Annotated in this window: 22 protein-coding genes; 12 read left to right on the forward strand and 10 right to left on the reverse strand. The window is 59.6% G+C overall.

Annotated features, from left to right (window positions below; genetic code table 11):
- Positions 1-18: 18 nt before the first annotated feature.
- Positions 19-1,623 (reverse strand): methyl-accepting chemotaxis protein, encoded by a 1,605-nt coding sequence (locus ACP7EE_RS19975; RefSeq protein WP_426236128.1) that lies wholly within the window; start codon positions 1,621-1,623, stop codon positions 19-21.
- 222 nt (positions 1,624-1,845) lie between these two features.
- Positions 1,846-2,250, reverse strand: a complete 405-nt coding sequence (locus tag ACP7EE_RS19980; protein ID WP_420649644.1) for a TraR/DksA family transcriptional regulator — start codon at positions 2,248-2,250, stop codon at positions 1,846-1,848.
- A gap of 452 nt (positions 2,251-2,702) precedes the next feature.
- Here ACP7EE_RS19980 and ACP7EE_RS19985 point away from each other — a divergent pair, with 452 nt between their 5' ends.
- The 4 genes from ACP7EE_RS19985 to msrA all read left to right on the forward strand — a co-directional run bounded on the left by ACP7EE_RS19985 (position 2,703) and on the right by msrA (position 5,992).
- Entirely contained in the window at positions 2,703-3,611 is a 909-nt protein-coding gene (locus ACP7EE_RS19985; RefSeq protein WP_426236131.1) for a MurR/RpiR family transcriptional regulator, read from the forward strand.
- A gap of 58 nt (positions 3,612-3,669) precedes the next feature.
- A complete protein-coding gene (locus ACP7EE_RS19990) occupies positions 3,670-4,275 on the forward strand; it encodes a glutathione S-transferase (RefSeq protein ID WP_426236133.1) in 606 nt (201 codons plus the stop codon).
- Between the two features lie 2 nt (positions 4,276-4,277).
- Complete coding sequence (locus ACP7EE_RS19995) at positions 4,278-5,384, forward strand: DNA alkylation repair protein (protein ID WP_426236135.1); 1,107 nt, start codon at positions 4,278-4,280, stop codon at positions 5,382-5,384.
- Between the two features lie 101 nt (positions 5,385-5,485).
- On the forward strand, positions 5,486-5,992 hold the full coding sequence (gene msrA, locus ACP7EE_RS20000) for a peptide-methionine (S)-S-oxide reductase MsrA (RefSeq protein ID WP_420649640.1): 507 nt from the start codon (positions 5,486-5,488) through the stop codon (positions 5,990-5,992).
- Between the two features lie 52 nt (positions 5,993-6,044).
- Here msrA and ACP7EE_RS20005 read toward each other — a convergent pair whose 3' ends face one another.
- Positions 6,045-6,938 (reverse strand): LysR family transcriptional regulator, encoded by an 894-nt coding sequence (locus ACP7EE_RS20005; RefSeq protein WP_426236138.1) that lies wholly within the window; start codon positions 6,936-6,938, stop codon positions 6,045-6,047.
- 133 nt (positions 6,939-7,071) lie between these two features.
- Between ACP7EE_RS20005 and ACP7EE_RS20010 the strand changes: the two genes are divergently transcribed.
- Together ACP7EE_RS20010 and ACP7EE_RS20015 are read left to right on the forward strand one after the other, a co-directional pair.
- Complete coding sequence (locus ACP7EE_RS20010; protein WP_426236140.1) at positions 7,072-8,724, forward strand: GMC family oxidoreductase; 1,653 nt, start codon at positions 7,072-7,074, stop codon at positions 8,722-8,724.
- 130 nt (positions 8,725-8,854) lie between these two features.
- Positions 8,855-10,477: an MFS transporter gene (locus tag ACP7EE_RS20015; RefSeq protein WP_426204319.1), complete on the forward strand. Its 1,623-nt coding sequence runs from the start codon at positions 8,855-8,857 to the stop codon at positions 10,475-10,477.
- 49 nt (positions 10,478-10,526) lie between these two features.
- On the opposite strand, the gene ACP7EE_RS20020 is transcribed toward ACP7EE_RS20015, so the two are convergent.
- Positions 10,527-10,895, reverse strand: coding sequence for a DUF427 domain-containing protein (locus ACP7EE_RS20020; RefSeq protein WP_426204321.1), 369 nt, complete (start codon positions 10,893-10,895; stop codon positions 10,527-10,529).
- Between the two features lie 138 nt (positions 10,896-11,033).
- Positions 11,034-12,440 (reverse strand): serralysin family metalloprotease, encoded by a 1,407-nt coding sequence (locus ACP7EE_RS20025; RefSeq protein WP_426204324.1) that lies wholly within the window; start codon positions 12,438-12,440, stop codon positions 11,034-11,036.
- Positions 12,441-12,725: 285 nt separating this feature from the next.
- On the opposite strand from ACP7EE_RS20025, the gene ACP7EE_RS20030 reads away from it, so the two are divergent.
- Both ACP7EE_RS20030 and ACP7EE_RS20035 read left to right on the forward strand, forming a co-directional pair.
- Positions 12,726-14,657, forward strand: a complete 1,932-nt coding sequence (locus tag ACP7EE_RS20030) for a DNA topoisomerase III (protein ID WP_426236142.1) — start codon at positions 12,726-12,728, stop codon at positions 14,655-14,657.
- Between the two features lie 151 nt (positions 14,658-14,808).
- Complete coding sequence (locus ACP7EE_RS20035) at positions 14,809-15,312, forward strand: GNAT family N-acetyltransferase (protein ID WP_426236144.1); 504 nt, start codon at positions 14,809-14,811, stop codon at positions 15,310-15,312.
- 12 nt (positions 15,313-15,324) lie between these two features.
- On the opposite strand, the gene ACP7EE_RS20040 is transcribed toward ACP7EE_RS20035, so the two are convergent.
- Positions 15,325-15,696, reverse strand: coding sequence for a hypothetical protein (locus ACP7EE_RS20040; RefSeq protein WP_426236146.1), 372 nt, complete (start codon positions 15,694-15,696; stop codon positions 15,325-15,327).
- Positions 15,697-15,822: 126 nt separating this feature from the next.
- Here ACP7EE_RS20040 and ACP7EE_RS20045 point away from each other — a divergent pair, with 126 nt between their 5' ends.
- Positions 15,823-16,152: a hypothetical protein gene (locus ACP7EE_RS20045; RefSeq protein ID WP_420649631.1), complete on the forward strand. Its 330-nt coding sequence runs from the start codon at positions 15,823-15,825 to the stop codon at positions 16,150-16,152.
- 83 nt (positions 16,153-16,235) lie between these two features.
- Here the strand turns inward: ACP7EE_RS20045 and cynR are convergent, their stop codons facing one another.
- Positions 16,236-17,114, reverse strand: a complete 879-nt coding sequence (gene cynR / locus ACP7EE_RS20050; protein ID WP_426236148.1) for a transcriptional regulator CynR — start codon at positions 17,112-17,114, stop codon at positions 16,236-16,238.
- A gap of 119 nt (positions 17,115-17,233) precedes the next feature.
- Here cynR and cynS point away from each other — a divergent pair, with 119 nt between their 5' ends.
- Entirely contained in the window at positions 17,234-17,701 is a 468-nt protein-coding gene (gene cynS / locus ACP7EE_RS20055) for a cyanase (protein WP_426204333.1), read from the forward strand.
- A gap of 53 nt (positions 17,702-17,754) precedes the next feature.
- The gene (locus tag ACP7EE_RS20060; protein ID WP_426236150.1) at positions 17,755-18,414 is read left to right on the forward strand and encodes a carbonic anhydrase; all 660 of its coding nucleotides are present in this window, start codon (positions 17,755-17,757) and stop codon (positions 18,412-18,414) included.
- 53 nt (positions 18,415-18,467) lie between these two features.
- Here the strand turns inward: ACP7EE_RS20060 and ACP7EE_RS20065 are convergent, their stop codons facing one another.
- From ACP7EE_RS20065 to ACP7EE_RS20075, 3 genes are all read right to left on the reverse strand, one after another.
- Positions 18,468-19,970 (reverse strand): aldehyde dehydrogenase family protein, encoded by a 1,503-nt coding sequence (locus ACP7EE_RS20065; RefSeq protein ID WP_426236152.1) that lies wholly within the window; start codon positions 19,968-19,970, stop codon positions 18,468-18,470.
- A 69-nt stretch (positions 19,971-20,039) separates the two neighbouring features.
- Positions 20,040-20,948: a glutaminase B gene (gene glsB / locus ACP7EE_RS20070; RefSeq protein WP_426236154.1), complete on the reverse strand. Its 909-nt coding sequence runs from the start codon at positions 20,946-20,948 to the stop codon at positions 20,040-20,042.
- A gap of 88 nt (positions 20,949-21,036) precedes the next feature.
- The gene (locus ACP7EE_RS20075; RefSeq protein ID WP_426236156.1) at positions 21,037-22,653 is read right to left on the reverse strand and encodes a L,D-transpeptidase family protein; all 1,617 of its coding nucleotides are present in this window, start codon (positions 22,651-22,653) and stop codon (positions 21,037-21,039) included.
- A 150-nt stretch (positions 22,654-22,803) separates the two neighbouring features.
- Here ACP7EE_RS20075 and ACP7EE_RS20080 point away from each other — a divergent pair, with 150 nt between their 5' ends.
- The gene (locus ACP7EE_RS20080) at positions 22,804-23,517 is read left to right on the forward strand and encodes a murein L,D-transpeptidase catalytic domain family protein (protein ID WP_420649624.1); all 714 of its coding nucleotides are present in this window, start codon (positions 22,804-22,806) and stop codon (positions 23,515-23,517) included.
- Positions 23,518-24,992 lie beyond the last annotated feature (1,475 nt).

The following is a 24,992-nucleotide window of genomic DNA, read 5'->3' on the forward strand; positions in this document are numbered from 1 at the left end:
AGTTCAAGCAACAATGCCTCAACGCGGCTTTTGCGGTTTGTAGCCCAGACGCAAACCGCCCCAGTGCCGGCCCTTGACCATGATCGGCACCGACAGGTCGTGCATCAGTTCGCCGGTATCGCGGGTGTAGGTCTGCAGCAGCACCGGTTGCTGATGACTGCCGCAACGAATGCCAGTGCGGTCAGCGAACTTGCGCTTGGTGCGATTGTTCACGCTATCGACCTGCGCATCGCCGGTCAGCGGCTGATTGAACAGCTGATTGTGTGTCGGCACATACCCCTGCTGCGTGCAGGCGATGGCGAATACCAGCCCCTCATGACGCGGCAGCAATGGTTCCTGAATCGCCGGCAACACCTGATCGGTGTAGCGGTCGAAGCGAGTCTGAAACTTCGGCGGTTGCGTGTTGGCAATCAGCTGATATTGACGATCAAACAAGTCCTCGAGGCTGACTCGCCCCTGATCCACATCAGCTTCAAACCGCGCTGTGATCTGGCTCGCGCCCTCAAGCGCCAAGTCATAAATGCGCTGGTGATAGTCATCCAGACCGACTTCAGCCAGGCGCTCGCTGATGGTTTCGGCCTGCCCTTCCATCTGCACCGCCGCCTCGGCCAGACGTCGGGTCTGTTGATCGCTGATCGCCAGATCGCTGCGCATCTGCTCGATGGCGATGAACAGACTGTCGAGTTGTTCGCGATTGGTCTCGGCACCACGGGCGATTTCGCTGACCTGACCTTCCACCCCTGCCGCCAGTAGCGCGATATTCTCCAGATGCTGGCCGGTGTGTTCGACCTGCTCGACACCGGTGTGCAGATCATCGGACAGTTGGCGGATCTGCTCGACCACTTGCGCGGTGCGCTTTTGAATGTCGGCAACCATCTCGCCCACTTCGCCAGTAGCCGTCGCCGTGCGCGCTGCCAGCCCACGGACTTCATCCGCCACCACCGCAAACCCGCGACCATGCTCACCGGCCCGCGCCGCTTCAATCGCGGCATTCAAGGCCAGCAGATTGGTCTGGCTGGCGATCGACTGAATCACCAAAGTCACGCGCTGGATGTCGTCACTGCGCTGGCTCAAGGCTTCGATCATTTCGCGACTGGCACTGGCACGCTGGCTGAGTTGATGCATCAGCGCAATGGAGCCAACCAACTCGGTTCGCCCTGCCGCACTGCTGTGATGCGCTTCGCTGGCAGCACTTAAAGCTTCACGGCTGAGCTGCGAAGTCGCCTGCTCGGTGGCGATCATCACTTCAGCGTTATTGACGATTTGCGCAGCGGCATCGAGTTGCGATTGCAGTTTTCCCGCCAGCTCCTTGACGGAAAACGCCACACCGGCAGCTGACAGAGCGTTATGACTGGTAGTGTAGGAAAGATCGCGCGTCAGCTCGGACATCGCACTACCGCTATCGGCAGATTGCACAGCGCGGTTCGCACGGGAGCGCAGGCGCGGCAGCCAGACAATCAGCACCGCCACCGGCATGCCGATATACAGCGACCAGCCACCCAGGGTCATCCCGGCCAGCAACAGCATCAGCGCGATGCTTTGCAGGGTCGGCGTCAGCCAGCGGTTTTTCGGCAAAAGCACTGGTGCAGGCAGAGCCCCAACCAGAGATCCATCTCTCGTCATCTTCGTCACCCCACGCTGTTCTCATTGTTGTGGCTGCATTAAGCGCCACTACAACGCCATTATCCATGATCCGTTAGTCGTGGGTCTGTGGCAGGTCAATACAACGGCGTGGTTTTTTGCGCACGAGCAAAAACAAGATCGCAGCCCCGGCGGCTCTTTGTGGGAGCTGCCGAAGGCTGCGATCTTGTTCAGACGACCCAAGTGTATGGGTCGCCGCAGAAATCAGGCCTGACGCTGGTGCTTGTCGATCTGCTCGTGACGCTCTTGAGCTTCGATGCAGTACTTGGTGGTCGGGCTGATCAGCAGGCGTTTCAGGCCGATGGCCTCGCCGCTGTCATCGCACCAGCCAAAGCTGTCTTCCTTGATACGCTCAAGGGCTTGCTCGAGCTGCGGCAGCATGCGCTGGTCGCGATCGATCGCGTTTACCAGCCAGGTGCGCTCTTCTTCAACCGATGCCGCGTCCGCAGGGTCAGCCGGGGTGTCCAGGCTTTCGATGGCGATACGGTTCTGCTCAATGCGCTCGTGGGTTTCGACTTTCATGTTCTGCAACAGCTCGCGGAAGAAAGCATGTTGCTCAGCATTCATGTAGTCATCTGCCGGCATGGCCAGCAACTTGTCCTTTGTCATTGATATCTCTATAAAAAAACGTGCATTAAGGCGAAATAGGGAGCGTTTCGGCGAACCGTGCCCGGTCGTCGAAAAGGCATCGTTTATTGCAAACGCCACCCGGCACTCAATTTACGAGGGGCGGCAGTCTAAGGCCCGATTGAGGCCTCAGCAACTGTAAATACAGGGAATTTGTCCGACAAAGCCCGGAAACTGCTCTGACGCAGGCCTGTTAGCGGTCATCGGAGTGCGTTTATAGCAAGAAATTCAGTCGAGCGGCTGTATATAGAAGACAAACGGCTGACGGCCGGCAGGTTTATCGCAAATATTTTGGCCATACGGCGCGTGCAGTGCATCGATTCAGCCGATGCGGCGATACACATTTTGTCTGCAGACGGCCTTTCGATTCCGCGCAGCCCGCCTATTCTCAAGGCCACCCCAGCGCTTCCCGGATTCAGCTAAAAGGATTTTCCATGTCCCGCCCCGATCAGCCGGCCAACGACGAGCACGCCCTCGCCAGCCCCCCGATCACCGCCCATCGCCTGCTGCAAAAGATCACCGAGGAATACGAAGCCCTGCCGCGTCAGCTCAAACGCGTCGCCAGCTACATGAGCCAGCAGAGCGACCGGATCATGGTCGACCGCATCAGCGACATCGCCCGTGAGTGCGAAGTGCACCCCTCGGCCATCGTGCGTTTCTCCCAGCGTTTCGGCTTCAGCGGTTTCAGCGAAATGCAGGCACTGTTCCGTGAGGCCTACACCGACAAAACTACCCCGGTGCAGAACTATCAGCAGCGCGTGCGCAGCATGATCGCCAACCAGTCGCAAAAATCCAGCGACGGCGACCTCGCCCGCGAATGCATCGGTGCCACCCTGTCGGGCATTGAAAGGCTGGGACTGGAACTCGACGACGCAGCGTTCGAGACAGCGGTCGATCTGATCGTCGGCGCCGACAACATCTACGTGATCGGCGTGCGCCGCTCCTTCGCCGTCGCCGACTACCTCGTTTACAACCTGCAACACACTAATAAGCGCATGCACCTCGTCTCGGGACTCGGTGGCAGCTATCGCGAGCAAATGCGCAGCGTGCGCGCGCAGGATCTGGTGATCGCCATCAGCTTCACGCCCTACGCCAGGGAGACCCAACACTGCCTGCGCTACGCCCGACAGCAACAGGCCAACACGCTGATCATCACCGACAGCAACCTGTCACCCGTGGCCAAAGCGGCGAACAGCGTGCTGCTGGTGAATGAAGGCAGCTCGTTTGCGTTTCGCTCGTTGAGCGCCACGTTGTGTTTGTGCCAGGCGCTGTTTATTGCGGTGGCGTATCGGTTGGGCTTGAAGGTCGAGGAGATTCACGAGCAGGTCGGCTTCGAAGACTGACAATTACCTCAGGCTCGGCTAGGTTATGTCTTTCCGGTTCGACTTGAAGGAACGCGTCATGAAACTGATCGGCATGCTCGACTCGCCCTACGTGCGCCGCGTGGCCATATCCGCCAAGTGTCTCGGCATCGAACTGGAGCATGACCCGGTGTCGGTGTTCCGCCATTTCGAACGCTTCCAGCAGATCAACCCGGTGGTCAAGGCGCCAACGCTGATTCTTGACGACGGCGAAGTGCTGATCGACTCGACGCTGATCCTCGACTATCTGGAAGCCCTGTCGGGCAAAAGCCTGTTGCCCGGCGACCTGAACCAGCGGGTAAAAGCCCTACGCCTGATCGGCCTGAGCCTCGCCGCCTGCGAAAAAGCCGTTCAGCTCTATTACGAACGCAACCTGCGTCCTGCCGATATTCAATATCAGCCGTGGGTCGAACGCGTTGAAGGCCAACTTGCCGCCGCGCTTACCGCTCTTGAGCATGAACTGGAAAAACAGCCGTTACCCACCGATGGCGCTCTTGAACAGGACGGCATCAGCCTCGCCGTCGCCTGGAGCTTCACCAACCTCGTGGTCCCAGATCAGATCGATACCGAACGCTTTCCGCGCATCGCCCAATACAGCGCTTACGCCGAAGGTGTAGAAGCATTCATCAGCACCCCGATGACCTGACCATGAGCGTAAACGGAACCGCAGCCCCGGCCCTGAAAGAAATCTTCAACGTCGAGCGGCTGCAACACATCGCCACGGAAACCAGCGCTGTGTACCCGGCGTTCAACGCCAAGGCATTTCTTGAGCATGCGAGTGATGGCCTGGCCGAACTCTCGGTGATGCAACGCATGGCCCGTGTCAGCGAAAGCCTGCACACGGTGCTGCCGCTGGATTACGAAGGTTCCCTCGAGGTCCTGCGCGCCCTCGCCCCTCGGCTGAACAGCGGATTCGTCAGCATGTGCTTGCCGCACTACGTGGCGAGCTATGGCGGGCATGCATTCGATACATCGATGCAAGCGTTGAAATACTTCACCGCGTTTGGATCGTCCGAATTTGCTGTGCGGTATTTTCTGCGCAGCGATCTGGAGCGGTCGCTGGAGCTTATGCATGACTGGGCGCGGGATGAAAATCACCACGTTCGGCGCCTGGCCAGTGAAGGCAGTCGCCCTCGCTTGCCGTGGTCATTTCGCCTGGACGCGGTGCAGGCAGATCCGAGTTTGGCAGCAGGAATTCTCGACCGGCTGAAGGCGGATGAGAGTTTGTATGTGCGCAAATCGGTGGCCAATCATTTGAATGACGTCACCAAGGTTCACCCCGACTGGGTGCTCGACACGGTTGAGGGATGGTCGCTGGAAAACAAACACACGGCGTGGATTGCCAAGCATGCGTTAAGAAGCTTGATCAAGCAGGGGAATTTGCGCGCTTTGACGGTGATGGGTGCGGGGGCGAAAGCTGAGGTCGAGTTGCTGGATGTACAGATAGCGCCGGCGGTGGTCCGGCTCGGGGAGTCGATTACGTTGTCGTTCGCGGTACGGTCGTTGGTGCCGGTGGATCAACGACTGGTGATTGATTATGCAATTGACTATGTGAAGGCTAACGGCAGCACTTCAGCGAAAGTGTTCAAGCTAAAGGCTCTGACTCTGCCGGCCTTCACGACGGACCGCGTACAGCGTCGTCAGGTGATCAAGGACTTCACCACACGTAAGCACCATGCAGGGCGGCACGCGATTCATGTGATGGTGAATGGAGAACGCTTGGCAAGCACTGCGGTTGAGATCATCACTGCATAAGGCTCAAACGTGGCGACTGATTGCGGCGCTCGATCTTGGAATTGCTCAATGCGCCCTCATAACAGTGCTTACACCGAACATTCCCGGGAGAAGCACACATCATGACTACTCAAACCGAAACTGCCATTCTTGCCGGCGGCTGCTTCTGGGGCATGCAGGACCTGCTGCGGCGCTATCCCGGCGTGCTGCAAACGCGCGTCGGCTACACCGGCGGCGATGTGCCGAATGCCACCTACCGCAACCACGGCAACCACGCCGAAGCCATCGAAATCGTCTTCGACCCCGCCGTGATCAGCTACCGACAGATTCTCGAGTTCTTCTTCCAGATCCACGACCCGAGCACCCCCAACCGTCAGGGCAACGACCGCGGCGCCAGCTACCGCTCGGCGATCTACTACCTCAACGAACAGCAACGCGACATCGCCGAGGACACCGCTGCCGACGTCGACGCTTCAAAGTTGTGGCCAGGTCGAGTGGTTACCGAGATCGAACCGGCAGGGCCGTTCTGGGAAGCGGAACCGGAGCATCAGGATTACCTGGAGCGTATTCCGAATGGGTATACGTGCCACTTTATTCGGCCGGAGTGGAAGTTGCCGAAGCGCGGTTGAGTGGTTGTTCGAGCAATTTGATGAGCCTGCCACAGCGTTCGCGGGTGGCAGCTTAAACGCTTGCCCCCAGCAACAACCCCTGCTCTGCTTCACACAATCCCACCACATAATCCCAAACTACCCGTAGTCGCACGGACTTGTGCAATTCGCGGCGTGTGCTGATCCAGTAGCTGCGCTCGATACCCTCATCTGGCAGCAACGCAACCAACTCCGGATCGGCCGCCGCCATGTAACACGGCAACACTGCGATCCCCAGACCCGAGCGCGCTGCTTGCTGTTGGGCAATCACACTGGTGCTGTGAAACACCACGCGCGGGTTGCGGCAGAAGCTGTTGAGAAACATCAGTTCCTGGCTGAACAGCAGGTCGTCGACATAGCCGATCCACGCATGACGCCCGAGGTCTTCGCGACTCACTAACGGTGGCGCACTGTCGAGGTAAGCGCGGCTCGCATAGAGCGCCAGTCGGTAATCGGTGAGTTTGCGCGTGACCAGCATGTCCGCCGCCGGGCGCTCAAGATGAATGCTGATTTCGGCTTCGCGGTTAAGGATGCTGACGAAGCGCGGCACCGCCACAAGCTCCACTTCCAGACCCGGATAGCGCTCGAACAATCCGGTCATGCGACTGGCGAGAAACATGATCCCGAGACCCTCAGTCACGCCGACCCGAATCTTGCCCAGCGGCGCGGTCGACTGGGTGATTTCTTCCTGAGCCAGCAACGCGACGTTTTCCATGGCCTCGGCATGCTTAAGCAGCGCCTCCCCTGCCGGGGTCATTTCATAGCCTTGGGCGTGCTGGACGAACAGCGCGGTGCCGAGACTTTTTTCGATGGCCTCGATGTGCCGCGCGACCGTGGCGTGGGTGGTGTTCAAGCGACGCGCGGCAGTGAGCAATCGGCCACTGCGTTGCAACTCGAGAAAAAACCGCAGGTCGTTCCAGTCGAACATCGCTTGTCCTTGTCAGCTATGGTCTGTGAACGCTGTCTGAAAACGCACAGCGGCTGCGCAAAAACTAACATTCTTTTGCCGAAAGCTAACAACTAGGATGACCGACAACAAAAACAATAAGTGAGGTCAGGGAATGCAGACTTCCCTCGATGAATTCGATTACATCGTGGTCGGCGCCGGGCCGGCCGGGTGTTTGCTGGCCAATCGGCTGTCGGCTGATGCGCAGCAGCGCGTTTTGTTGCTGGAGGCTGGCGGGCGCGATAACTATCCGTGGATTCACATCCCAGTGGGTTACCTGTTCTGCATCGGTAACCCCCGCACCGACTGGTGCTTCAAGACTGAACAACAACCGGGCCTGAATGGCCGCGCGCTGAGTTATCCGCGCGGCAAAGTGCTGGGCGGCTGTTCGTCGATCAACGGCATGATCTACATGCGTGGCCAGGCTGGCGACTATGACGGCTGGGCCGCCGAGGGCAATCCGGGCTGGGCCTGGAATGACGTGCTGCCGCTGTTTAAACAGAGTGAAAACCACTTCGCCGGAGCCGCTGAATTTCATGGCGACAAGGGTGAATGGCGGGTTGAGCGTCAGCGCCTGTCGTGGCCGATTCTTGATGCGTTCCGCAGCGCCGCCGAGCAAAGCGGCATCGCCAGCATCGACGACTTCAATCAGGGCGACAACGAGGGTTGCGGTTACTTTCAGGTCAATCAGAAGTCCGGGATCCGCTGGAATGCGGCGAAGGCGTTTTTGAAGCCGATTCGGCATCGGGCCAATCTCACGGTGTTGACCGATGTTGAAGTGGATCGGGTGCTGTTCGCGGACGGTCGCGCAGCAGCGGTCAGCGCCCGTTGGCAAGGTGCGGTCAGGAGCTTCAAAGCGCGCAAGGAGATTGTGTTGTGCGCCGGCTCCGTCGGCTCGCCGAGCATTTTGCAGCGTTCCGGGATCGGCCCGCGTTCACTGCTGGAGAAGCTCGGAATCGGCGTCGTGCATGAGTTGCCGGGGGTCGGCGGCAATCTGCAGGATCACCTGCAATTGCGCCTGATCTACAAACTGGAAAACGCGCGCACACTGAACCAGATTGCTGGCAGCGTGTGGGGCAAAATGGGCATGGGCCTGCGCTATCTGTATGACCGCAGCGGGCCGTTGTCGATGGCGCCGAGTCAGCTCGGCGCGTTTGCCCGCTCCGGGCCGGAGCAGACCTCGGCCAACCTTGAATACCACGTGCAGCCGCTGTCGCTGGAGCGCTTCGGCGAGCCGTTGCACAGCTTCCCGGCGTTCACCGCCTCGGTGTGTGATCTGCGTCCGCAGAGTCGGGGTCGGGTGGAGATTCGCTCGGCCAATCCGCAGGACCCACCGTTGATTCAGCCCAACTACTTGAGCCATCCCGAAGACCTGCGCGTGGCCGCCGATGCGATTCGTCTGACCCGGCGGATCGTCAGCGCGCCGGCGTTGCAAGCGTTCAAACCTGTGGAATATCTGCCCGGGGCGGACCTGCAAACCGAAGCGCAATTGCATGAAGCGGCGGCGGCGATTGGCACGACGATCTTCCATCCGGTCGGCACTTGTCGCATGGGCAATGACGCTGGCGCGGTGGTCGATGCGCAACTGCGGGTGCATGGCGTGCCCGGTCTGCGCATCGCCGATGCGTCGATCATGCCACGCATCACCTCGGGCAACACGTGTTCGCCTACGCTGATGATTGCCGAGAAGGCAGCGCAGCTGATTCTTAACCCTTTAACAGCTAACTCGGTCACTGTGGGAGCGGGCTTGCCCGCGATGACGGTATGACATTCAACATCGATGTTGGCTGATCAATCGCCATCGCTGGCAAGCCAGCTCCCACAAGGGATTCGCATCTGATTCACGGACACGCAACACCAGTGGAACAACAAAAACAATCACTGTGAGGGATACCGATATGTCAGAACATGTTCAGCCACTGGACGGCGTGCGCAGCGCCGAAACCAGTCCCGACACCCGCAAAGTCATCTTCGCCTCGTCCCTGGGGACGGTGTTCGAGTGGTATGACTTCTTTCTCTACGGCGCGTTAGCGGCGGTAATCAGCAAGCAGTTTTTCGCCGGGGTCAACGACACTACGGCGTTCATCTTCGCGCTGATGGCATTCGCCGCAGGCTTCATCGTGCGGCCGTTCGGTGCGCTGGTGTTCGGTCGGTTGGGCGACATGATCGGGCGTAAGTACACGTTCCTCGCGACGATCATTTTGATGGGTGTCGCAACCTTCTGCGTCGGTCTGTTGCCGACCTACGCCAGCATTGGCATCGCCGCGCCGATCATTCTGGTGGTGCTGCGCATGCTTCAGGGCCTGGCCCTCGGTGGTGAATACGGCGGCGCCGCAACCTATGTGGCGGAACACGCGCCGATCGGCAAACGCGGTTTCCACACCAGCTGGATTCAGTCCACCGCGACCCTCGGTCTGCTGCTTTCGTTGCTTGTGGTACTCGGCTGCCGCTACTTCACTGGCGATCAGTTTGAAGTCTGGGGCTGGCGCATCCCGTTCCTGCTGTCGATTGTGCTGCTGGGCATTTCCACCTGGATTCGCCTGAGCCTGCACGAGTCGCCGGCCTATCTGAAAATGAAAGAGGAAGGCAAAACCTCGAAGGCGCCGATCCGCGAATCCTTCGGCAAATGGGAAAACCTTAAAGTCGTATTGATCGCGCTGTTCAGCATCAACGCCGGGCAAGCAGTGACCTTTTATGCGGCGCAGTTTTACGTGCTGTTCTTCCTCACGCAGTTCCTGAAAATGGACCCGGCGGTGGCCAACACCTTGCTGATCATCAGCGTGGTGATCGGCGCACCGTTCTTCATTATTTTCGGCTGGCTGTCGGACAAGGTCGGGCGCAAACCGGTGCTGATGATTGGCCTGTTGCTAGCGACTGCGCTGTACTTCCCGATCTTCAAATCTCTGGCGCATTACGCCAACCCGGCGATTGATCAGGCCAGCCGTCAGGCGCCTATTACCGTGCTGGCGGATCCGGCGACTTGCACCTTCCAGTTCGACCCGGTGGGCAAGGCCAAATTCGATAGCCCGTGCGACAAGGTCAAAACCTTCCTGACCAAAGCCGGCCTGCCTTACACCAGCGTCGCAGCACCTGCCGGCAGCGCGGTACAAGTCAGCGTCGGCGATGTAAAACTCGACAACTTCGACGAGGCCGCACTGCGCGGCGCAATCACCCTCGCCGGTTACCCGCAACAGGCCGATCTGCAGCAGATCAACAAACCGATGATCGTCGCGTTGATCGTGGCGCTGATCATTATCTCGGCCATGTGCTACGGCCCGCTCGCAGCGCTGATGGTCGAGCTGTTCCCGACCCGCATCCGCTACACCTCGATGTCCCTGCCGTACCACATCGGCAACGGCTGGTTTGGCGGTTTCCTGCCGACCGTATCGTTTGCGCTGGTGGTGTACACCGGGGACATTTTTTACGGGCTGTGGTACCCGGTGTTGATTACCGGCGTGAGTCTGGTGGTGGGGATGATCTTTTTGCGCGAGACGAAGAATATCGACCTCGATAAGAACTAAGGATTAAGCAGATGGCGAGGGAGCAATTCCCTCGCCATCGCTGAGAAAGTCAGACTTCAGACTCTAACAACTCAAACTTCACTTGATCCGGATAGAACGCCACATAGTTCTTGATCTGATCGACGGAGATTTTCGGGTTTTCGTAAGTCCACACTGCATTCGCCCCTTCATGCCCCGGAATTTGCAGACTGAAGTAACTGGCGTCGCCCTTGTACGGGCAATAACTGGTGTGATCGGTGCGCGCGAAGTATTTTTCATCGATGTCTTCGCGCGGTACGTAATAGACCGGCGGATAGTTGGCTTCGAGCAGCACCAACGCGCGGGCCGAGGCGGCGACCTGAATGCCGTGGAATTTCACCAGCAGACAACCTGGTTGTTCGGCGATGGTGATGACGGGACTGGGACCGGAAGTTTTCATCGGTTTCTCCTGACGGCGGCGAAGGCAGCGCTTCAGGTATAACTCATGCGCGGCGATCTCGTCGGGTTCACAGCCGAACGGTTTTTCGCTACATAAAAAAACCGCAGCCTGTGAAAGCTGCGGTTTTTTGGTTTCAGATCACGCGACGATATCTGTCGCCACCGCCTGCCCCACCACACCCACCGCAAAGTCCACCGAACCCTGCCCGGTCAGATCGATCATCAGGCTGGTCTGGTTGGTCTGTTCGAAGTAAGTCAGGATCGCGTCACCCGCGTGGCCGGTGAAGCCGCTGACGAAGTTCAGCGAAGCCGCGCCATTGGCAAACCCGGCAATGCCCGACAGGTCGATCTTGTCCAGACCACTGGTGAAATCCATGATCCAGTCCGGTGCAGTCATGGTCGAATCGCTCGCTGCGCCGAACACGAAAGTATCTGCGCCCTCGCCGCCCCACAGCGAATCACCGCCACCCGCGCCATAGATGATGTCGTTGCCTGCACCACCAATCAGATCGTTGGCCGCGCCGTTACCGATCAGCAAGTCATTGCCCGCGCCGCCGATGGCGTTTTCCACGGTCACGCCATGAGCAATCGAAACGTTTCCAACCAGACCGCCGACGTCGGAGAACGAGCCTTCATTGAGGTTGATCTTCTGGTTCTGGCTGAAACCGGAGAAATCCAGGGTGTCGTTGCCGCCGCCGTCCCAAACCGAGAACACCACTTTGGACGATGCCGAAGTGGCGCTGTAGAAGTCGCGGTCGGCATTCGAGTTGAAGCCGTATACGGTGTTATCGGCACGGGTTTCGAAGTTGGCGCCGTAGAGTTTCTGCACCGCGACGATGTCATCCAGCAGAGGCGCCGAAGCGTAGGCGCCGCTGCCGTCCTTGCTGAAGTCCTGGTCGGTATTGGTTTCGCTCCAGTAGCTCATCAGGCTGTAGCCGCGGGTATCTTCGGCGTACTTGGCGTCGGCGTAGGTCGGGTTGCCGTTACCGGCGTTGTAGGCGCCCGGGTGTGACAGGCCGAGTGTGTGGCCGATTTCGTGGGTCAGGGTCTGACGCCCGTAGTTGTTGGTGTCCGGCGTCTTGTTGACTTGATATTTGTCGTTAATCAGGTACCACGACTGACCGTCGTAAGCGCTGCCCTGTGGCAGATAAGCGAACGCTGCGCCGCCGGTGCTGACGTCGTAGTTGCCGAAGGTCATATGACCGTCGCCGCCCTTGCCTTCAGTGAAGGTGACGTTGGCCACATCCGACCACGATTGCATGGCCAGCACGGCTTGGGCTTTCTGCTGAGCGCTGAATTCGCTGAAGTTGCCGAGTTTCGGGTTGTAGTTGGAATTTTTCTCGGTCAGGAAGGTGTAGCTCAGATCGATTTTGCTGTCGCCATTCTTGTCTTGCCACGACATGCCTTTGCGCAGGATTTCGTCGGCGGCCTGATCGGCTGTGAATGACGGTTTGCCGTTGACGGTGCCGGTACCACGGTCATACAGGTGGCTGAACGTGTCGACTGCGGTGAACGCGCTAGTGGCTTGGGAGGAAGGTTGAGACATGGTGTACGTCCTTGTTTCAAAGTAGTCAGGATCCGACAGACCACGGCGATCTCTTGGCGAGACCGTCCTGTCACTCGCCCTTTTCAGGCGGTTCGAACCTGACACAGCGGGAAACATGGCGCTAACTAATTTCTCGATAGCGCAGCCCTGCGTCCCTTTTTGCCACTACGCGACCGTCATCATCGGCAACGTTTTATCTGTATATCCATACAGATAAAAGTTGCCCATAGACACAACACCAGCCATTCTGTGCGCCTCTGCGGGCAATGATCGACGATGGTGGTTATGCGGCTGTACCTCTGTGAAAAACCTTCCCAGGCCAAGGATATTGCGGCCGTACTTGGCGCAAAACGCCGGGGCGACGGCTGTTGGCTGGGGACGGACGTCACGGTGACCTGGTGCATCGGCCACCTGCTAGAAACTGCGCCGCCGGACGCCTACGACGCCCGCTACAAGCGCTGGGTGCTGGCGGATCTGCCGATCATCCCGGACAAATGGAAAATGACCGTCAAGCCGCGTACTGCCAGTCAGTACAAAGCGGTCAAGCGCCTGCTCGGCGAGGCCAGCGAACTGATCATCGCCACCGACGCCGACCGTGAGGGCGAGATGATCGCCCGGGAACTGGTCGAGCACTGCCGCTATCGCGGGCCGATTCGCCGGCTGTGGTTGTCGGCGCTGGACGAAGCGTCGATCCGCAAGGCGCTGGCTGCACTCAAACCCGGCGCGGAAACCTTTAGCCTCTATCACTCGGCGCTGGGTCGCTCGCGGGCGGATTGGCTGATCGGGATGAACATGAGTCGGCTATTTACCCTGCTCGGTCGGCAATCCGGTTATCAAGGGGTGCTGCCGGTAGGCCGGGTACAGACTCCGACCTTGCGGCTGGTGGTGGATCGCGACCGCAGCATCGCTGATTTCGTGCCGGTGGCGTATTGGGCGATCGACGTGCAGCTTTTGCACGATGGCACGTCGTTCACCGCCCAATGGCGCGCACCGAACGATGTTTGTGATGATCAGGATCGCTGCCTCAATCAGGCGCTGGCCCAGCAAGCCGCAGCGGCCATGAGCAGCGCCGCCAGTGCCCGAGTGATCAAACTGCGCACCGAACGTATGCGCGAAGTCGCGCCCCTGCCCTTCGACCTCGGCACCTTGCAGGAAGTCTGCTCGAAGAAACTCGGCCTCGGCGCGCAGGAAACTCTCGATGTCGCCCAAGCACTGTACGAAACCTACAAAGTCATCACCTACCCGCGCAGTGATTGCGGCTATCTGCCGGTGAGTCAGCACAGCGAAGCGCCGGGGATTCTCGCGGCGCTGCGTCAGGCTGACCCAAGCCTTGAAGCGTTGCACGAGCATCTGCAGCCACAGCGCCGCTCCCGTGCCTGGAACGACGCCAAGGTCAGCGCCCACCACGGCATCATCCCCACCGCTGCCGCGAAAAACCTCGAGCGCCTGAGCGGCAAGCACCGCGCGGTCTACACACTGATTCGCGCGCGTTATCTGGCGCAGTTTCTGCCCAATCATGAATACGATCGTACTCAGGCCGATTTCGATTGCGCCGGTGAAGCGTTGCGCGCCGTCGGCAAGCAGATCGTCGAACCCGGCTGGAAACGCGCCCTGCCCGAAGCACTGGCGCCAGCCAAGGGGCGTGAGGCGCCGGCACCGCAAACCTTGCCGACCCTGAGTGAAGGCGCCGAGTGCGCGGTGGCTGAGGTCAAGCTCAAGGATCTGTGGACCCAGCCACCCAAGCCCTACACTGAAGGCGACCTGATCAAGGCGATGAAGAATGTCGCCAAACTGGTGCAAGACCCGCTGCTCAAGCAGAAACTCAAGGACACCACCGGCATCGGCACCGAAGCCACCCGCGCCTCGATCATTCAGGGGCTGCTGGATCGCGGTTATCTGGTAAAGAACGGCAAGGCACTCGCGGCCACGCCTGCCGCGTTCAGCCTGATCGACGCGGTACCCCGAGCGATTGCTGACCCCGGCACCACAGCCATCTGGGAACAGGCGCTGGACATGGTGCAGAGCGGCGAGATGAGTCTGGAAGAGTTCGTCACCAAGCAAGCAGCGTGGATGAGCAAGCAGGTGGCGCGCTGCTCCGGGTTGAGCCTGACCATCAGCGGCCCGCCACCGGCCGGCAAGGCCGGCGCGCCGTGGAAAAACAAACGCAAGTCCACCCGACGCAAAACCACGACCACCGCAAAGCGCCCTGCGAAATAGCGCTTGGAGCTCCTTGTGGCGAGGGAGCTTGCTCCCGCTGGGCTGCGCAGCAGACCCAAAAAGTCGAGGGCCGCTTCGCGACCCAGCGGGAGCAAGCTCCCTCGCCACAGAATCTAATATGCTTCCAGTCACTCTGATCGGAACACCCACCATGCCCAACATCGAACTGCACCCCGCCCAGCGCGACGAACTGGACACTATCGAAAACCTGATGCAGTTCTACATGTACGATCTCAGCCAATGGCTGCCGCTGAAACTTGGCGAACATGGCTTCTTCAGCATCCAGCCGAAACTCGATTACTGGCGCCAACCTGCCACCCAACCCTTCCTGATCAAAGTTGACGGCGAACTTGCCGGATTCGTGACCGTGGATAACGACATCCACCTCGACGGCGCCGAATACAACATCGGCTACTTTTTCGTTAGCCGACGCTTTCGTGGCCAAGGCGTCGCGCAGTTTGTCGTCTCTGCCCTCTTGAGCCGAATTCCCGGTCAATGGCAAATTTTCCATATCGACGCCAACCTCCCGGCACAGCGCTTCTGGGCCGGGCTCATCCCGACTTTGAGCGGCGGCGAATTCACTCTGCATGAAAAATCCGTCGACGGTTACCCGTGCACGTTCTACTGCCTGAAAAGCCCCGCTCCCGTTGCCTGAGGGCAACTTTTCTCATTCCTGAATGACTTTGTCCGACAATATGTAGTGCTTGAAAATAATCACTACAAAACCGTTGACGGCATCGTTTTGCTTTTGCATGATGCAGACGTCTCCCCGATCGGGAGCACTGGTAACACGCTTGAGCAAACTCGTCTGACCGCCGAGTTGTTTTTTCCGGATACACGCTGCCCACAAGGCAGATTGAAGAAGCTGACCTGGCCTGAACGTCCAGTACAAGGACGAGAAGCGCTGGCGAAAATTCTCAAGACGCTTGTGGTCGACACGGTAAATGTCGTCAAGGAGCCTCCCGGTTTTCGCTGCTTCTCCTCGTTGTGACGCTATTGCGTAGCAGTTATTCAACACGACTACATGCAACAGAAGCATGACCCCGTACTTCAACGGGCGAGCGCTGACGTCCTGGTTTCGGTGCCAGGGATCAACTAACCGATGGGCTACCTGTATTAGCGAATCAACTTTGAAAGATCACCAGACTGGTCAAGGGGCAAAATCATGAATCTGAACAATCAACCCACCATCGAAGAACTGGCTCGTATGTTCGCTGCGCAAAAAGACAGCCACGACAGCCACATTCTCTGGATCAGCAAGTCGGGCCAAGTGCATATCGACTGCCTGTCGCCGCACACCGGCGAGGCCGAGTTCGACCAGAACCACCAGAACCTTGCGGCCCGCCTGAAGATGTACCGTCGCGGTCACGGTTATGTCGGCAAAAAAGCCGCAGCCGACAAGGATTTCATCGGGAGTGTTCTGCAAACGCTGAAACAGGCGTGGGACTCGCTGCAGAACAAGGGTGAAGTTCGGGTGATTGATCGGTTTTGCTGAGTTAGAACTTAACTGACAGAAAGGGCCTGCTTCCAAAATGGAGCAGGCCCTTTTTTATTTTCGTTACACGTGAACAGCGTTGCTCACGGGTTTCGTTCCAACACCAAGTCCACAAACGCCAACGCGGCCGCACTGTGATAATTCCCGCCGCGCCGCAACAAAGCCGCCCCGCGCTGCGGCGCCTCCCCCGTCACCACCAACCGACGCAACGCGCGATCCTCGGTGGCAATCGCCTCCGGCAACATCGTCGCCAGCGGCGCATGCCGAATCACCTCCAGCAACGTGCTCACCGAGTTCACCTCGATCTGCACCTTCGGCGCTATCGCGTGCTGCCGGAAATACTCGTCAATCGATAAGCGCGTGATGAACTCCGGCGCAAGCAAGGCGAAATCCAGCTGCGCAATATCATCCGGCGTCAGCACCGCGGCACGCTCATACAACGGATGCTCCCGCCCGACCATCACGCCCAACGTCTCGACAAACGCCGGAATGCATTCAATGTCCGGGGTTCGCACTGGCGTAAACGCAATGGCGATATCCAGCGAATCATCCGCCAGCCCGGCCTCGATGTCGTCCATCGACAACTCGAAAATCTGCAGATGAATCCCCGGATAGCGCACCACGTAATCGCGCACCAACGGCCCGACCAGATACGCCATGAATGTCGGTGTCATTGCCAGGCGCAGCGTGCCGCGGGTCAGATCTTTCACATCATGCAGCGCGCGTTTGCCCGCCTCCAGTTCCACCAGCACCCGGCGCGCGCATTCGATGTAGGCCTGGCCGGCATCGGTGGCTTTGACCGAGCGGGAGGTGCGGTCAAACAGGTTCACGCCGAGGCTTTCTTCCAGTTGGCGGATCTGTTGCGACAAGGTTGGCTGAGAAACATGCAGCGCTTCGGCAGCGCGGGTGAAGCCGCCGTGATCGGCGACGGCCAGCAGATAACGCAAATGTCGCAGCAGCATGGGATCACCATCTATAGGCAGGACTTATGCGCGGCATTGTATATCGGTCTTGGACGCTATGGATGATTGAGCAGAAGATCAGTCCCACATAGCAAGCCAACCCCGAAAGGAGCGACACCATGCACCAGTCCCAAGCCTACAACGACAGCCGCATCGCCCTGACCACCCGCGCCGTTGACGCCAAAGCACAGAAAAAACTTTCTTGGCAGGATCTCGCTGACGGCACCGGTCTGAGCGTGGCTTACGTCACAGCTGCCCTGCTCGGCCAGCACCCGCTACCGCAAGCCGCCGCCGAAGTGGTCGGTGACAAACTCGAACTGAGCGCCGCCGACGTCGCCGCCCTGCAAATCATCCCGCTGCGCGGCAGCCTCGACGGCGTGCCGACCGACCCGACCATCTACCGCTTCCACGAGATGATCCAGATCTACGGCACCACCCTCAAAGCGCTGGTTCACGAACAGTTCGGCGACGGCATCATCAGCGCGATCAACTTCAAACTCGACATCAAGAAAGTCGAAGACCCGGAAGGCGGCTCGCGTGCCGTGGTCACCCTCGACGGCAAGTTCCTGCCGCTGCGTCCGTTCTGATCTGCACCGGCCCGCACTTTCTGTGCGGGCCTACTTTCCAAGAGGACACGCACATGAAAGCCCTGATCGACGGTTTCCTGAAATTCCAGAACGAAGTATTCCCGCAGCGCACCGAGCTGTTCAAACATCTGGCCACGACGCAGCATCCCGGCACCTTGTTCATTACCTGCTCCGACAGCCGCGTAGTGCCGGAACTGCTGACCCAACAAGAACCCGGCGAGCTGTTTGTGATTCGCAATGCCGGCAATATCGTGCCGTCCTACAGCCCGCATCCGGGTGGTGTTTCAGCGACGGTGGAATATGCAGTAGCGGTGCTTGGCGTGACTGACATTGTGATCTGCGGACATTCCGATTGCGGCGCAATGACCGCCATCGCGCAGTGCAAATGCATGGATCACCTGCCGGCGGTCAGCGGTTGGCTGCAACATGCCGAGTCGGCAAAAGTGGTCAACGAAGCCCGGCCACATGCGGATGACGCGGCCAAATTGAGTTCGATGGTGCGCGAGAATGTGATCGCGCAACTGGCGAACATTCAGACCCATCCGAGCGTGCGCCTGGCGCAGGAGAAAGGCCTGCTGAATCTGCATGGCTGGGTGTACGACATCGAGACCGGGTCGATTGCTGCGCTGTCCTCAGACCGCCGCACTTTTGTGCCGCTGGCTGAACAACCGGCGACTTGCGCGGTGTACGCCCAAACGACCAATGCCGCCTGAAACACTCACTTTGTGGCGAGGGAGCAAGCTCCCTCGCCACAGGATCAGTGTTTTCAGCGTTTTACCGTGAGATCCGTTTGGGTCATGCGGCTACGCACCGTAAAAACGCCATCCCCCGAAAGAATCGCACTGCGCGCAAACAAGCGACCGCTCTCCCAGTTCGAAAGCCCGAGCTCCGGCTTGTTCAGCGCGTACTGCCCATCCACCCAACGCGTGATCCCGTTACCCACAAACGGCGCATTCACCGCGTGGTAAAAGCGCTCATGCGCGAGCAGATCCTCGCTGATCAATGACACCGTGAACTGCGGGCTGTAGCGGTTGAACAACGCAATCGCCTGATCCAGATCATCGACGATCATCAGGCTGACTTCCGGCGTCTCTTCCCATTCCCACTCGCGACCCAATTGCCCTTCCGGCAACGGCTCGGCGAGGGCTTCAGTCTGATACCCCTCGGCGCGATAAACTTCGACTGTCGCGTCGCGCCAATCCTGCGGCAGATAACCTTCGCTACCCTCGATGATGTGCAACTTGCAGCCCTGACTGCGAGCATTGCCAGCTTGCTGCAACGCATCGAGAAACAACGGCACCAACTCAGCCGCACGCTCACGCTGAATCAGGCACACGTTCAGCGTGTTGCACACCTTGCGGTCCAGCGAGTTGCGCACCACCGCCGCAAAGCGCAAAGAGTCGGCATCACGATCAGCAATCAACCACGCACCGCCAGTGCCATGCAGGCTGACGGCGGTACCGGCTTGCTGAGCGATGCTGCCCAACTGACTGACCGCCCGCCCCGAACCGCGCGCGACGGCCAGCGACAGGCGCCGATCGGCGAACATCGCCCAACCGGCAGCGTGGTTGACGCTCTCCACCAACGACACCGCGCCGGCTGGCAGACCGGCTTCGGCCAACGCCGGGTTCAGCGCATGCGCGACAATCGCCTGCGCAGTGCCCAATGCATCGCTGCCAATGCGCAACACCGCGGTGTTGCCGGTGCGCAAAACGCCGGCAGCATCGGCAAACACATTCGGCCGGCCTTCGAACACGAAGGCGACGATGCCCAACGGCGACACCACTTGCTCGACCTTCCAGCCGTCGTGCTCGACGCTGCTGATGACTTTGCCGCGCGTGGCCGGCGCATCGCGCCAGGCGCGCAGGCCGGCAATCATGTCGCGGCGCATACGTTCATCGGCGAGCAGACGCGTGGTGGAGCGACCGCGCAATTTGGCGCGTTCGATGTCGGCAAGATTGGCGGTCTCGATCAACGCCCAAGCGTCCGGGCTTTCCAGACGCTGGGCGAACAGATCAAAGAAGCGGCTGATCGCTTCATCCGACACAGAGGACAACGCTGTGAAAGCCGTTGCCGCACGCTCGATGGCCACGGATGCCGCCTGCTGATCCACCACCGGAATCAACAACAACTCGCCACTCACCTGCTCCACCAGCAGGTGATCGCCGGGTCGGAAACGCTCGGCCAGTTCGGGGCTGACCACGGTGACGCGGTTACCGGCGAAAGGGATTGGCGTGCCAGCGACGAGACGTTCGAGCGCGAGAGACATGGAGCGGATTCACCATATTGAGGGCGGCCGGAAAATGTATAGGTTGGCCCCTCTCAACGCAACACAGGTTCAGAACACTGACCAGCCGATCCGCGAGCTGAGCATTTCCAGCGCTGCCATGCCCGCCAGCGAATTACCCGCCACGTTGAGTTCCGGTGACCACACGCACACGGTGAATTGCCCCGGCACCACCGCGACGATGCCGCCGCCAACGCCGCTCTTGCCCGGCAAACCGACACGATAAGCGAAGTTGCCGGCCTCGTCGTACAGCCCGCTGGTGGCCATGATCGAGTTGACTTGCTGGGTCTGGCGCCGGGTCAGGATCTGCTCGCCGCTGTGTTTGCAGAAGCCGTCATTGGCGAGGAAACAGAACGCCCGCGCCAGGTCGATGCAACTCATGCGCAAGGCGCAGTGACTGAAATAACTGCGCAGCACCGCTTCCACATCGTTGTGAAAATTGCCGAAGGATTGCATCAGATACGCCATCGCCGCGTTGCGTGCGCGGTGCTGGTATTCGGAATCGGCGACCTTGCCGTCGACCATCACCTGCGGGTTGCCCGACAGGCGCCGAACGAAGTCGCGCATCGACAGCGCTGGCGCGGCGAAGCGTGACTGGTTGATGTCACAGATCACCAGCGCCCCGGCGTTGATGAACGGATTGCGCGGGCGGCCGCGTTCGAATTCCAGCTGCACCAGCGAATTGAATGGCTGGCCGGACGGTTCATGCCCGAGGCGCTGCCAGATCGCTTCGCCAGAATGCTCGATGGCCTGCACCAGGCTGAATACTTTGGAAATACTCTGCACCGAGAACAGCGTATCGGCGTCGCCGGCGCAGTACATTTCGCCGTCATTGCCATACACGGCGATGCCCAGTTGATCGGGCGGCACGGTGCCGAGGGCGGGAATGTAGTCAGCCACCTTGCCCTGCCCGATCAGGGGCCGGACAGCGTCAAGGATCTCGTTCAACAGCGCTTGCATGCCGGGTTCCGCAGTCACGCCCCGTGGGATTGTGGGGACACTGGGGCTAGACGCGCCAAGCGCACTTCAAATCACACTCTTTAGCGGATCAATGCACCCGATTCAGCCCGGTGAGCAACGCGCTGTCGCGGCTGTAGATATCCGGTGCGTACATGACACGCCCTTGGCTATCGACCTGCGCCGTCCAGTAAGTCATCAGGATCGGCACCGGATTGCTCAGACGGAACTCATGCGTAGTGCCGGTGGCGAGCAAGGTGTCGGTGCGCGCCTTTTCCGTGGGACTGAGCAGGAAGTCGCGCAGCTTCAACGGATGTTCGACGCGAACGCAGCCAGAACTGAACGCGCGTGGTCCCTTGTCGAACAACGCTTTGCTCGGCGTGTCGTGCAAGTACACCGAGAACGGGTTGGGGAAGCGAATGACCATCTGCCCCAGCGGGTTGCGCGGTCCGGCATCCTGACGCAGCAGAATATTGCCGGGATGATCCCAGTCGACATCTTCCGCTGCCAGCGGCAAGCCGTTGGCGTCGAGCACTTGCAGATTGTGCCGGCTGAGAAAGGTCTGATCCTTGCGGATTTCCGGCAACTTGTCTTCCTTCCAGATCGTCGGCGGCACAGTCCAGGTCGGGTTAAGCGTCAAGCGCGTCACGCGCGATTTGAGCAGCGGCGTCTGCCGTTCAGCACGACCTACCTGGGTGCGGGTCTGCCAAACCGGCTGGCCGTCCTGGTACAGCGTCAGCTCGGCGGCGGCGACGTTGACCAACAGGCCATCGGGTTCCAGATCCTGGGCCATCCAGCGGAAACGTTCGAGATTGACCCGCAGTTGTTCGCGGCGCGTCAGCGGGCTGATGTTCATTTCAGCAATGGTGCCCGGCCCGACCACGCCGTCAGCCTGCAACGAGTGGTTGAGCTGAAAGCTCTTCACCGCCTCCACCAGCACACCGTGATAGGCGTTGTCCGGCGTGCCGGTCACGCTGCTGAGATAGCCTTCGTTATACAGACGCTGAGCCAGTTCCGGCACGCGTTTGTCTTCCATGTCCGGGCGCAGCAGCGGCCCGCTACCGACTGACTGCCAGTGCGGCAATGCTTGCAAGCGTTGGGCGGCGTAAAGCTGTCGCAAATTCTGATACTGCGCCAGTTGCGGGCGCGCCAGATTAAAGGCCGCTGCAACGTCATGCAGGCCCGGCACGGCGATTGCCAGCAGTTCGGCCTGACGATCCCGTGGCGTTTCGTCGGAATGCCACAGAGGCTCGAAGTGCTTTTGCAGCAGGCTGCCGTAGTGCAAATCCTGCAAGGCTTGCAGGTAATAACGGCTGATTTCGATGTCGGCGCACAGCTCGCCGTCCTGCGGTGCGGTCAGCGCCACCGGGTAGCGTTTCGGGTTCAGGCCATCGTCGGCCAACAGTTGCACTTGCGCATGCAGGGCCGCCAACTGCCCACTGTCAGCCCAGACTGGCAGCCAGTCTTGCTGTTGATAGAACGCGCGCAGTTGATCGAGTGCCGCACTGTCAAGACGCGTAGCCACCGCCGGACACGCCTGCGGCAGACCGAGCAAAACCGCCTGCAACGGACTCTGCGGTTCGACCGGCGCTTGTAGCGGGATTGGCTGCGACAACGTCGGCAATGGCGCCAGCGCCTCTTCGGCACAAGCGACAAACGGCGCTGCGAGCAAACAAATGCTCAAGTAGGATGCGTACTTTTTGAACAACTGCTTTACTCCAATCCATGGCCGTCTCGATGACGGTCAACCTTACATCAGGTGCGGTGAACAGTCAGGCGCGATTCGCGGGCCTGCCGGGGACGACTGGACGTCAGGAGCCTAAGTGGCAAACACGTAGCAAGCGAGGATACTTTTTACATGTTGACGTTTTTGCGCCGACTTCTGCTGACTGCCGCCGCCATGGGTGTGGTGACCAGTCCGGTTTTTGCCGCCGGCAGCCCATCGCCGGTTTTATACACCAGCCTCGCCCACGCCGCGCCGGAACTCAATCCCCAGGCGCTGAAAGGTGCATTGAATGCCATGCAGTGCGCAATCAACAACGGCGCCCGGCAATCGCAGCACCTGGCGATCATCGATTATTCGCAACCGTCCACCGCCCGCCGGCTGTGGATCTTCGATCTGAAAAAGAAAAAACTGGTGCTACGCGATCTGGTCGCCCACGGCTCGAACTCCGGGGAAAACTTCGCCACGCAGTTTTCCAATCGTGAGGGCAGTTTTCAGTCGAGCCTCGGCCTGTTCCGCACCCAGGAAAGCTACGAAGGCACCCACGGTTACTCGCTGCGCATGGACGGTCTGGAACCGGGCTTCAACGACATGGCCCGCGACCGGGCGATTGTGATTCACGCCGCCGACTACGTGAATCCGCTCTGGAGCAAGCGTCAAGGTCGCATCGGTCGCAGCCAGGGTTGCCCGGCGGTACGTCCGCAGATTGCCAAACAGGTGATCGATCGTTTGAAGAACGGCCAGTTCATGTTCTCGTGGTATCCCGATCAGCGCTGGTTGAAAACCTCGCCGTACCTCAACTGCAAGCCGCAGCAGATTGCGAGCATTCTGAGCACTCACGGCAGCTGATCAGACTAATCGAAAACCCTGTGGGAGCTGGCCTGCCAGCGATAGCGGTGGGTCAGCCAACAAAAACATCAACCCTTCCGACCCCATCGCTGGCAGGCCAGCTCCCACATTTGATCCAGGCTAGACCCACAATTCGCATCCACCACAAAATCCTGTGGGAGCTGGCTTGCCAGCGATCGCGGTGGGTCAGTCAGCAAAAGTACCTGCCCTGCCGACCCCATCGCTGGCAAGCCAGCTCCCACATTTGATCCCGGCCAGACTCACAATTCGCATCCACCACAAAAACCTGTGGGAGCTGGCTTGCCAGCGATCGCGGTGGGTCAGCCAGCAAAAATATTAGCCCTGCCGGCGGCATCGCTGGCAGGCCAGCTCCCACATTTGATCTCGGCCATCCTCATAATCTGCATCCACCACAAAACCCTGTGGGAGCTGGCTTGCCAGCGATCGCGGTGGGTCAGTCAGCGAAAATATCAGCCCTTCCGACCCCATCGCTGGCAAGCCAGCTCCCACATTTGATCCAGGCCAGACTCACAACTCGCATCCACCACAAAAACCTGTGGGAGCTGGCTTGCCTGCGATAGCGGTGGGTCAGTCAACAAAAATATCAGCCCTTCCGACCGCATCGCTGGCAGGCCAGCTCCCACAGTTGATCTCGGCCATCCTCATAATCTGCATCCACCACAAAAACCTGTGGGAGCTGGCTTGCCAGCGATGGCGGTGGGTCAGTCTGCAAAAATATCAGGCTGCCGACCCCATCGCTGGCAAGCCAGCTCCCACATTTGATCCCGGCCAGACACACAAGTCGCACCCAACCCAAAACCCTGTGGGAGCTGGCTTGCCAGCGATAGCGGTGGATCAGCCAACAAAAACATCAACCCTTCCGACCGCATCGCTGGCAAGCCAGCTCCCACATTTGATCTCGGCCAGACTCACAATCTGCATCCACCACAAAAACCTGTGGGAGCTGGCTTGCCAGCGATGGCGGTGGGTCAGTCAGCAAAAGTACCAGCCCTGCCGACCGCATCGCTGGCAAGCCAGCTCCCACATTTGATCCCTGCCAGACACACAAGACGCACCCAACCCAAAACCCTGTGGGAGCTGGCCTGCCAGCGATAGCGGTGGGTCAGCCAGCAAAAATATCAGCCCTTCCGACCGCATCGCTGGCAGGCCAGCTCTCACATTTGATCTCGGCCATCCTCATAATCTGCATCCACCACAAAACCCTGTGGGAGCTGGCTTGCCAGCGATCGCGGTGGGTCAGTCAGCGAAAATATCAGCCCTGCCGGCGGCATCGCTGGCAGGCCAGCTCCCACATTTGATCCAGGCCAGACTCACAATTCGCATCCACCACAAAAACCTGTGGGAGATTCTATGGTTGAGGGGAAGCCCTCAACCGACTTTCGGTTGGTATTCGTCCTCCCCCTTCAGCAGTGCAAATACCACTCGGGCAAGCTTGCGGGCCAGGATCACCAGGG

It is taken from the genome of Pseudomonas sp. TWP3-2 (assembly GCF_049897765.1).
Classification (GTDB): domain Bacteria; phylum Pseudomonadota; class Gammaproteobacteria; order Pseudomonadales; family Pseudomonadaceae; genus Aquipseudomonas.

Coding starts and splice junctions, on each gene's coding strand:
- ACP7EE_RS19980 (WP_420649644.1), bottom strand. CDS start 2,250: ATGACAAAGGACAAGTTGCTGGCCATGCCGGCAGATGACTACATGAAT.
- ACP7EE_RS20030 (WP_426236142.1), top strand. CDS start 12,726: ATGCGGCTGTACCTCTGTGAAAAACCTTCCCAGGCCAAGGATATTGCG.
- ACP7EE_RS20010 (WP_426236140.1), top strand. CDS start 7,072: ATGCAGACTTCCCTCGATGAATTCGATTACATCGTGGTCGGCGCCGGG.
- ACP7EE_RS20060 (WP_426236150.1), top strand. CDS start 17,755: ATGAAAGCCCTGATCGACGGTTTCCTGAAATTCCAGAACGAAGTATTC.
- ACP7EE_RS19995 (WP_426236135.1), top strand. CDS start 4,278: ATGAGCGTAAACGGAACCGCAGCCCCGGCCCTGAAAGAAATCTTCAAC.
- ACP7EE_RS20080 (WP_420649624.1), top strand. CDS start 22,804: ATGTTGACGTTTTTGCGCCGACTTCTGCTGACTGCCGCCGCCATGGGT.
- ACP7EE_RS20025 (WP_426204324.1), bottom strand. CDS start 12,440: ATGTCTCAACCTTCCTCCCAAGCCACTAGCGCGTTCACCGCAGTCGAC.
- ACP7EE_RS19985 (WP_426236131.1), top strand. CDS start 2,703: ATGTCCCGCCCCGATCAGCCGGCCAACGACGAGCACGCCCTCGCCAGC.
- ACP7EE_RS19975 (WP_426236128.1), bottom strand. CDS start 1,623: ATGACGAGAGATGGATCTCTGGTTGGGGCTCTGCCTGCACCAGTGCTT.
- ACP7EE_RS20005 (WP_426236138.1), bottom strand. CDS start 6,938: ATGTTCGACTGGAACGACCTGCGGTTTTTTCTCGAGTTGCAACGCAGT.
- glsB (WP_426236154.1), bottom strand. CDS start 20,948: ATGCAAGCGCTGTTGAACGAGATCCTTGACGCTGTCCGGCCCCTGATC.
- ACP7EE_RS20040 (WP_426236146.1), bottom strand. CDS start 15,696: ATGCTTCTGTTGCATGTAGTCGTGTTGAATAACTGCTACGCAATAGCG.
- ACP7EE_RS19990 (WP_426236133.1), top strand. CDS start 3,670: ATGAAACTGATCGGCATGCTCGACTCGCCCTACGTGCGCCGCGTGGCC.
- cynR (WP_426236148.1), bottom strand. CDS start 17,114: ATGCTGCTGCGACATTTGCGTTATCTGCTGGCCGTCGCCGATCACGGC.
- ACP7EE_RS20065 (WP_426236152.1), bottom strand. CDS start 19,970: ATGTCTCTCGCGCTCGAACGTCTCGTCGCTGGCACGCCAATCCCTTTC.
- ACP7EE_RS20045 (WP_420649631.1), top strand. CDS start 15,823: ATGAATCTGAACAATCAACCCACCATCGAAGAACTGGCTCGTATGTTC.
- ACP7EE_RS20020 (WP_426204321.1), bottom strand. CDS start 10,895: ATGAAAACTTCCGGTCCCAGTCCCGTCATCACCATCGCCGAACAACCA.
- msrA (WP_420649640.1), top strand. CDS start 5,486: ATGACTACTCAAACCGAAACTGCCATTCTTGCCGGCGGCTGCTTCTGG.
- cynS (WP_426204333.1), top strand. CDS start 17,234: ATGCACCAGTCCCAAGCCTACAACGACAGCCGCATCGCCCTGACCACC.
- ACP7EE_RS20035 (WP_426236144.1), top strand. CDS start 14,809: ATGCCCAACATCGAACTGCACCCCGCCCAGCGCGACGAACTGGACACT.
- ACP7EE_RS20015 (WP_426204319.1), top strand. CDS start 8,855: ATGTCAGAACATGTTCAGCCACTGGACGGCGTGCGCAGCGCCGAAACC.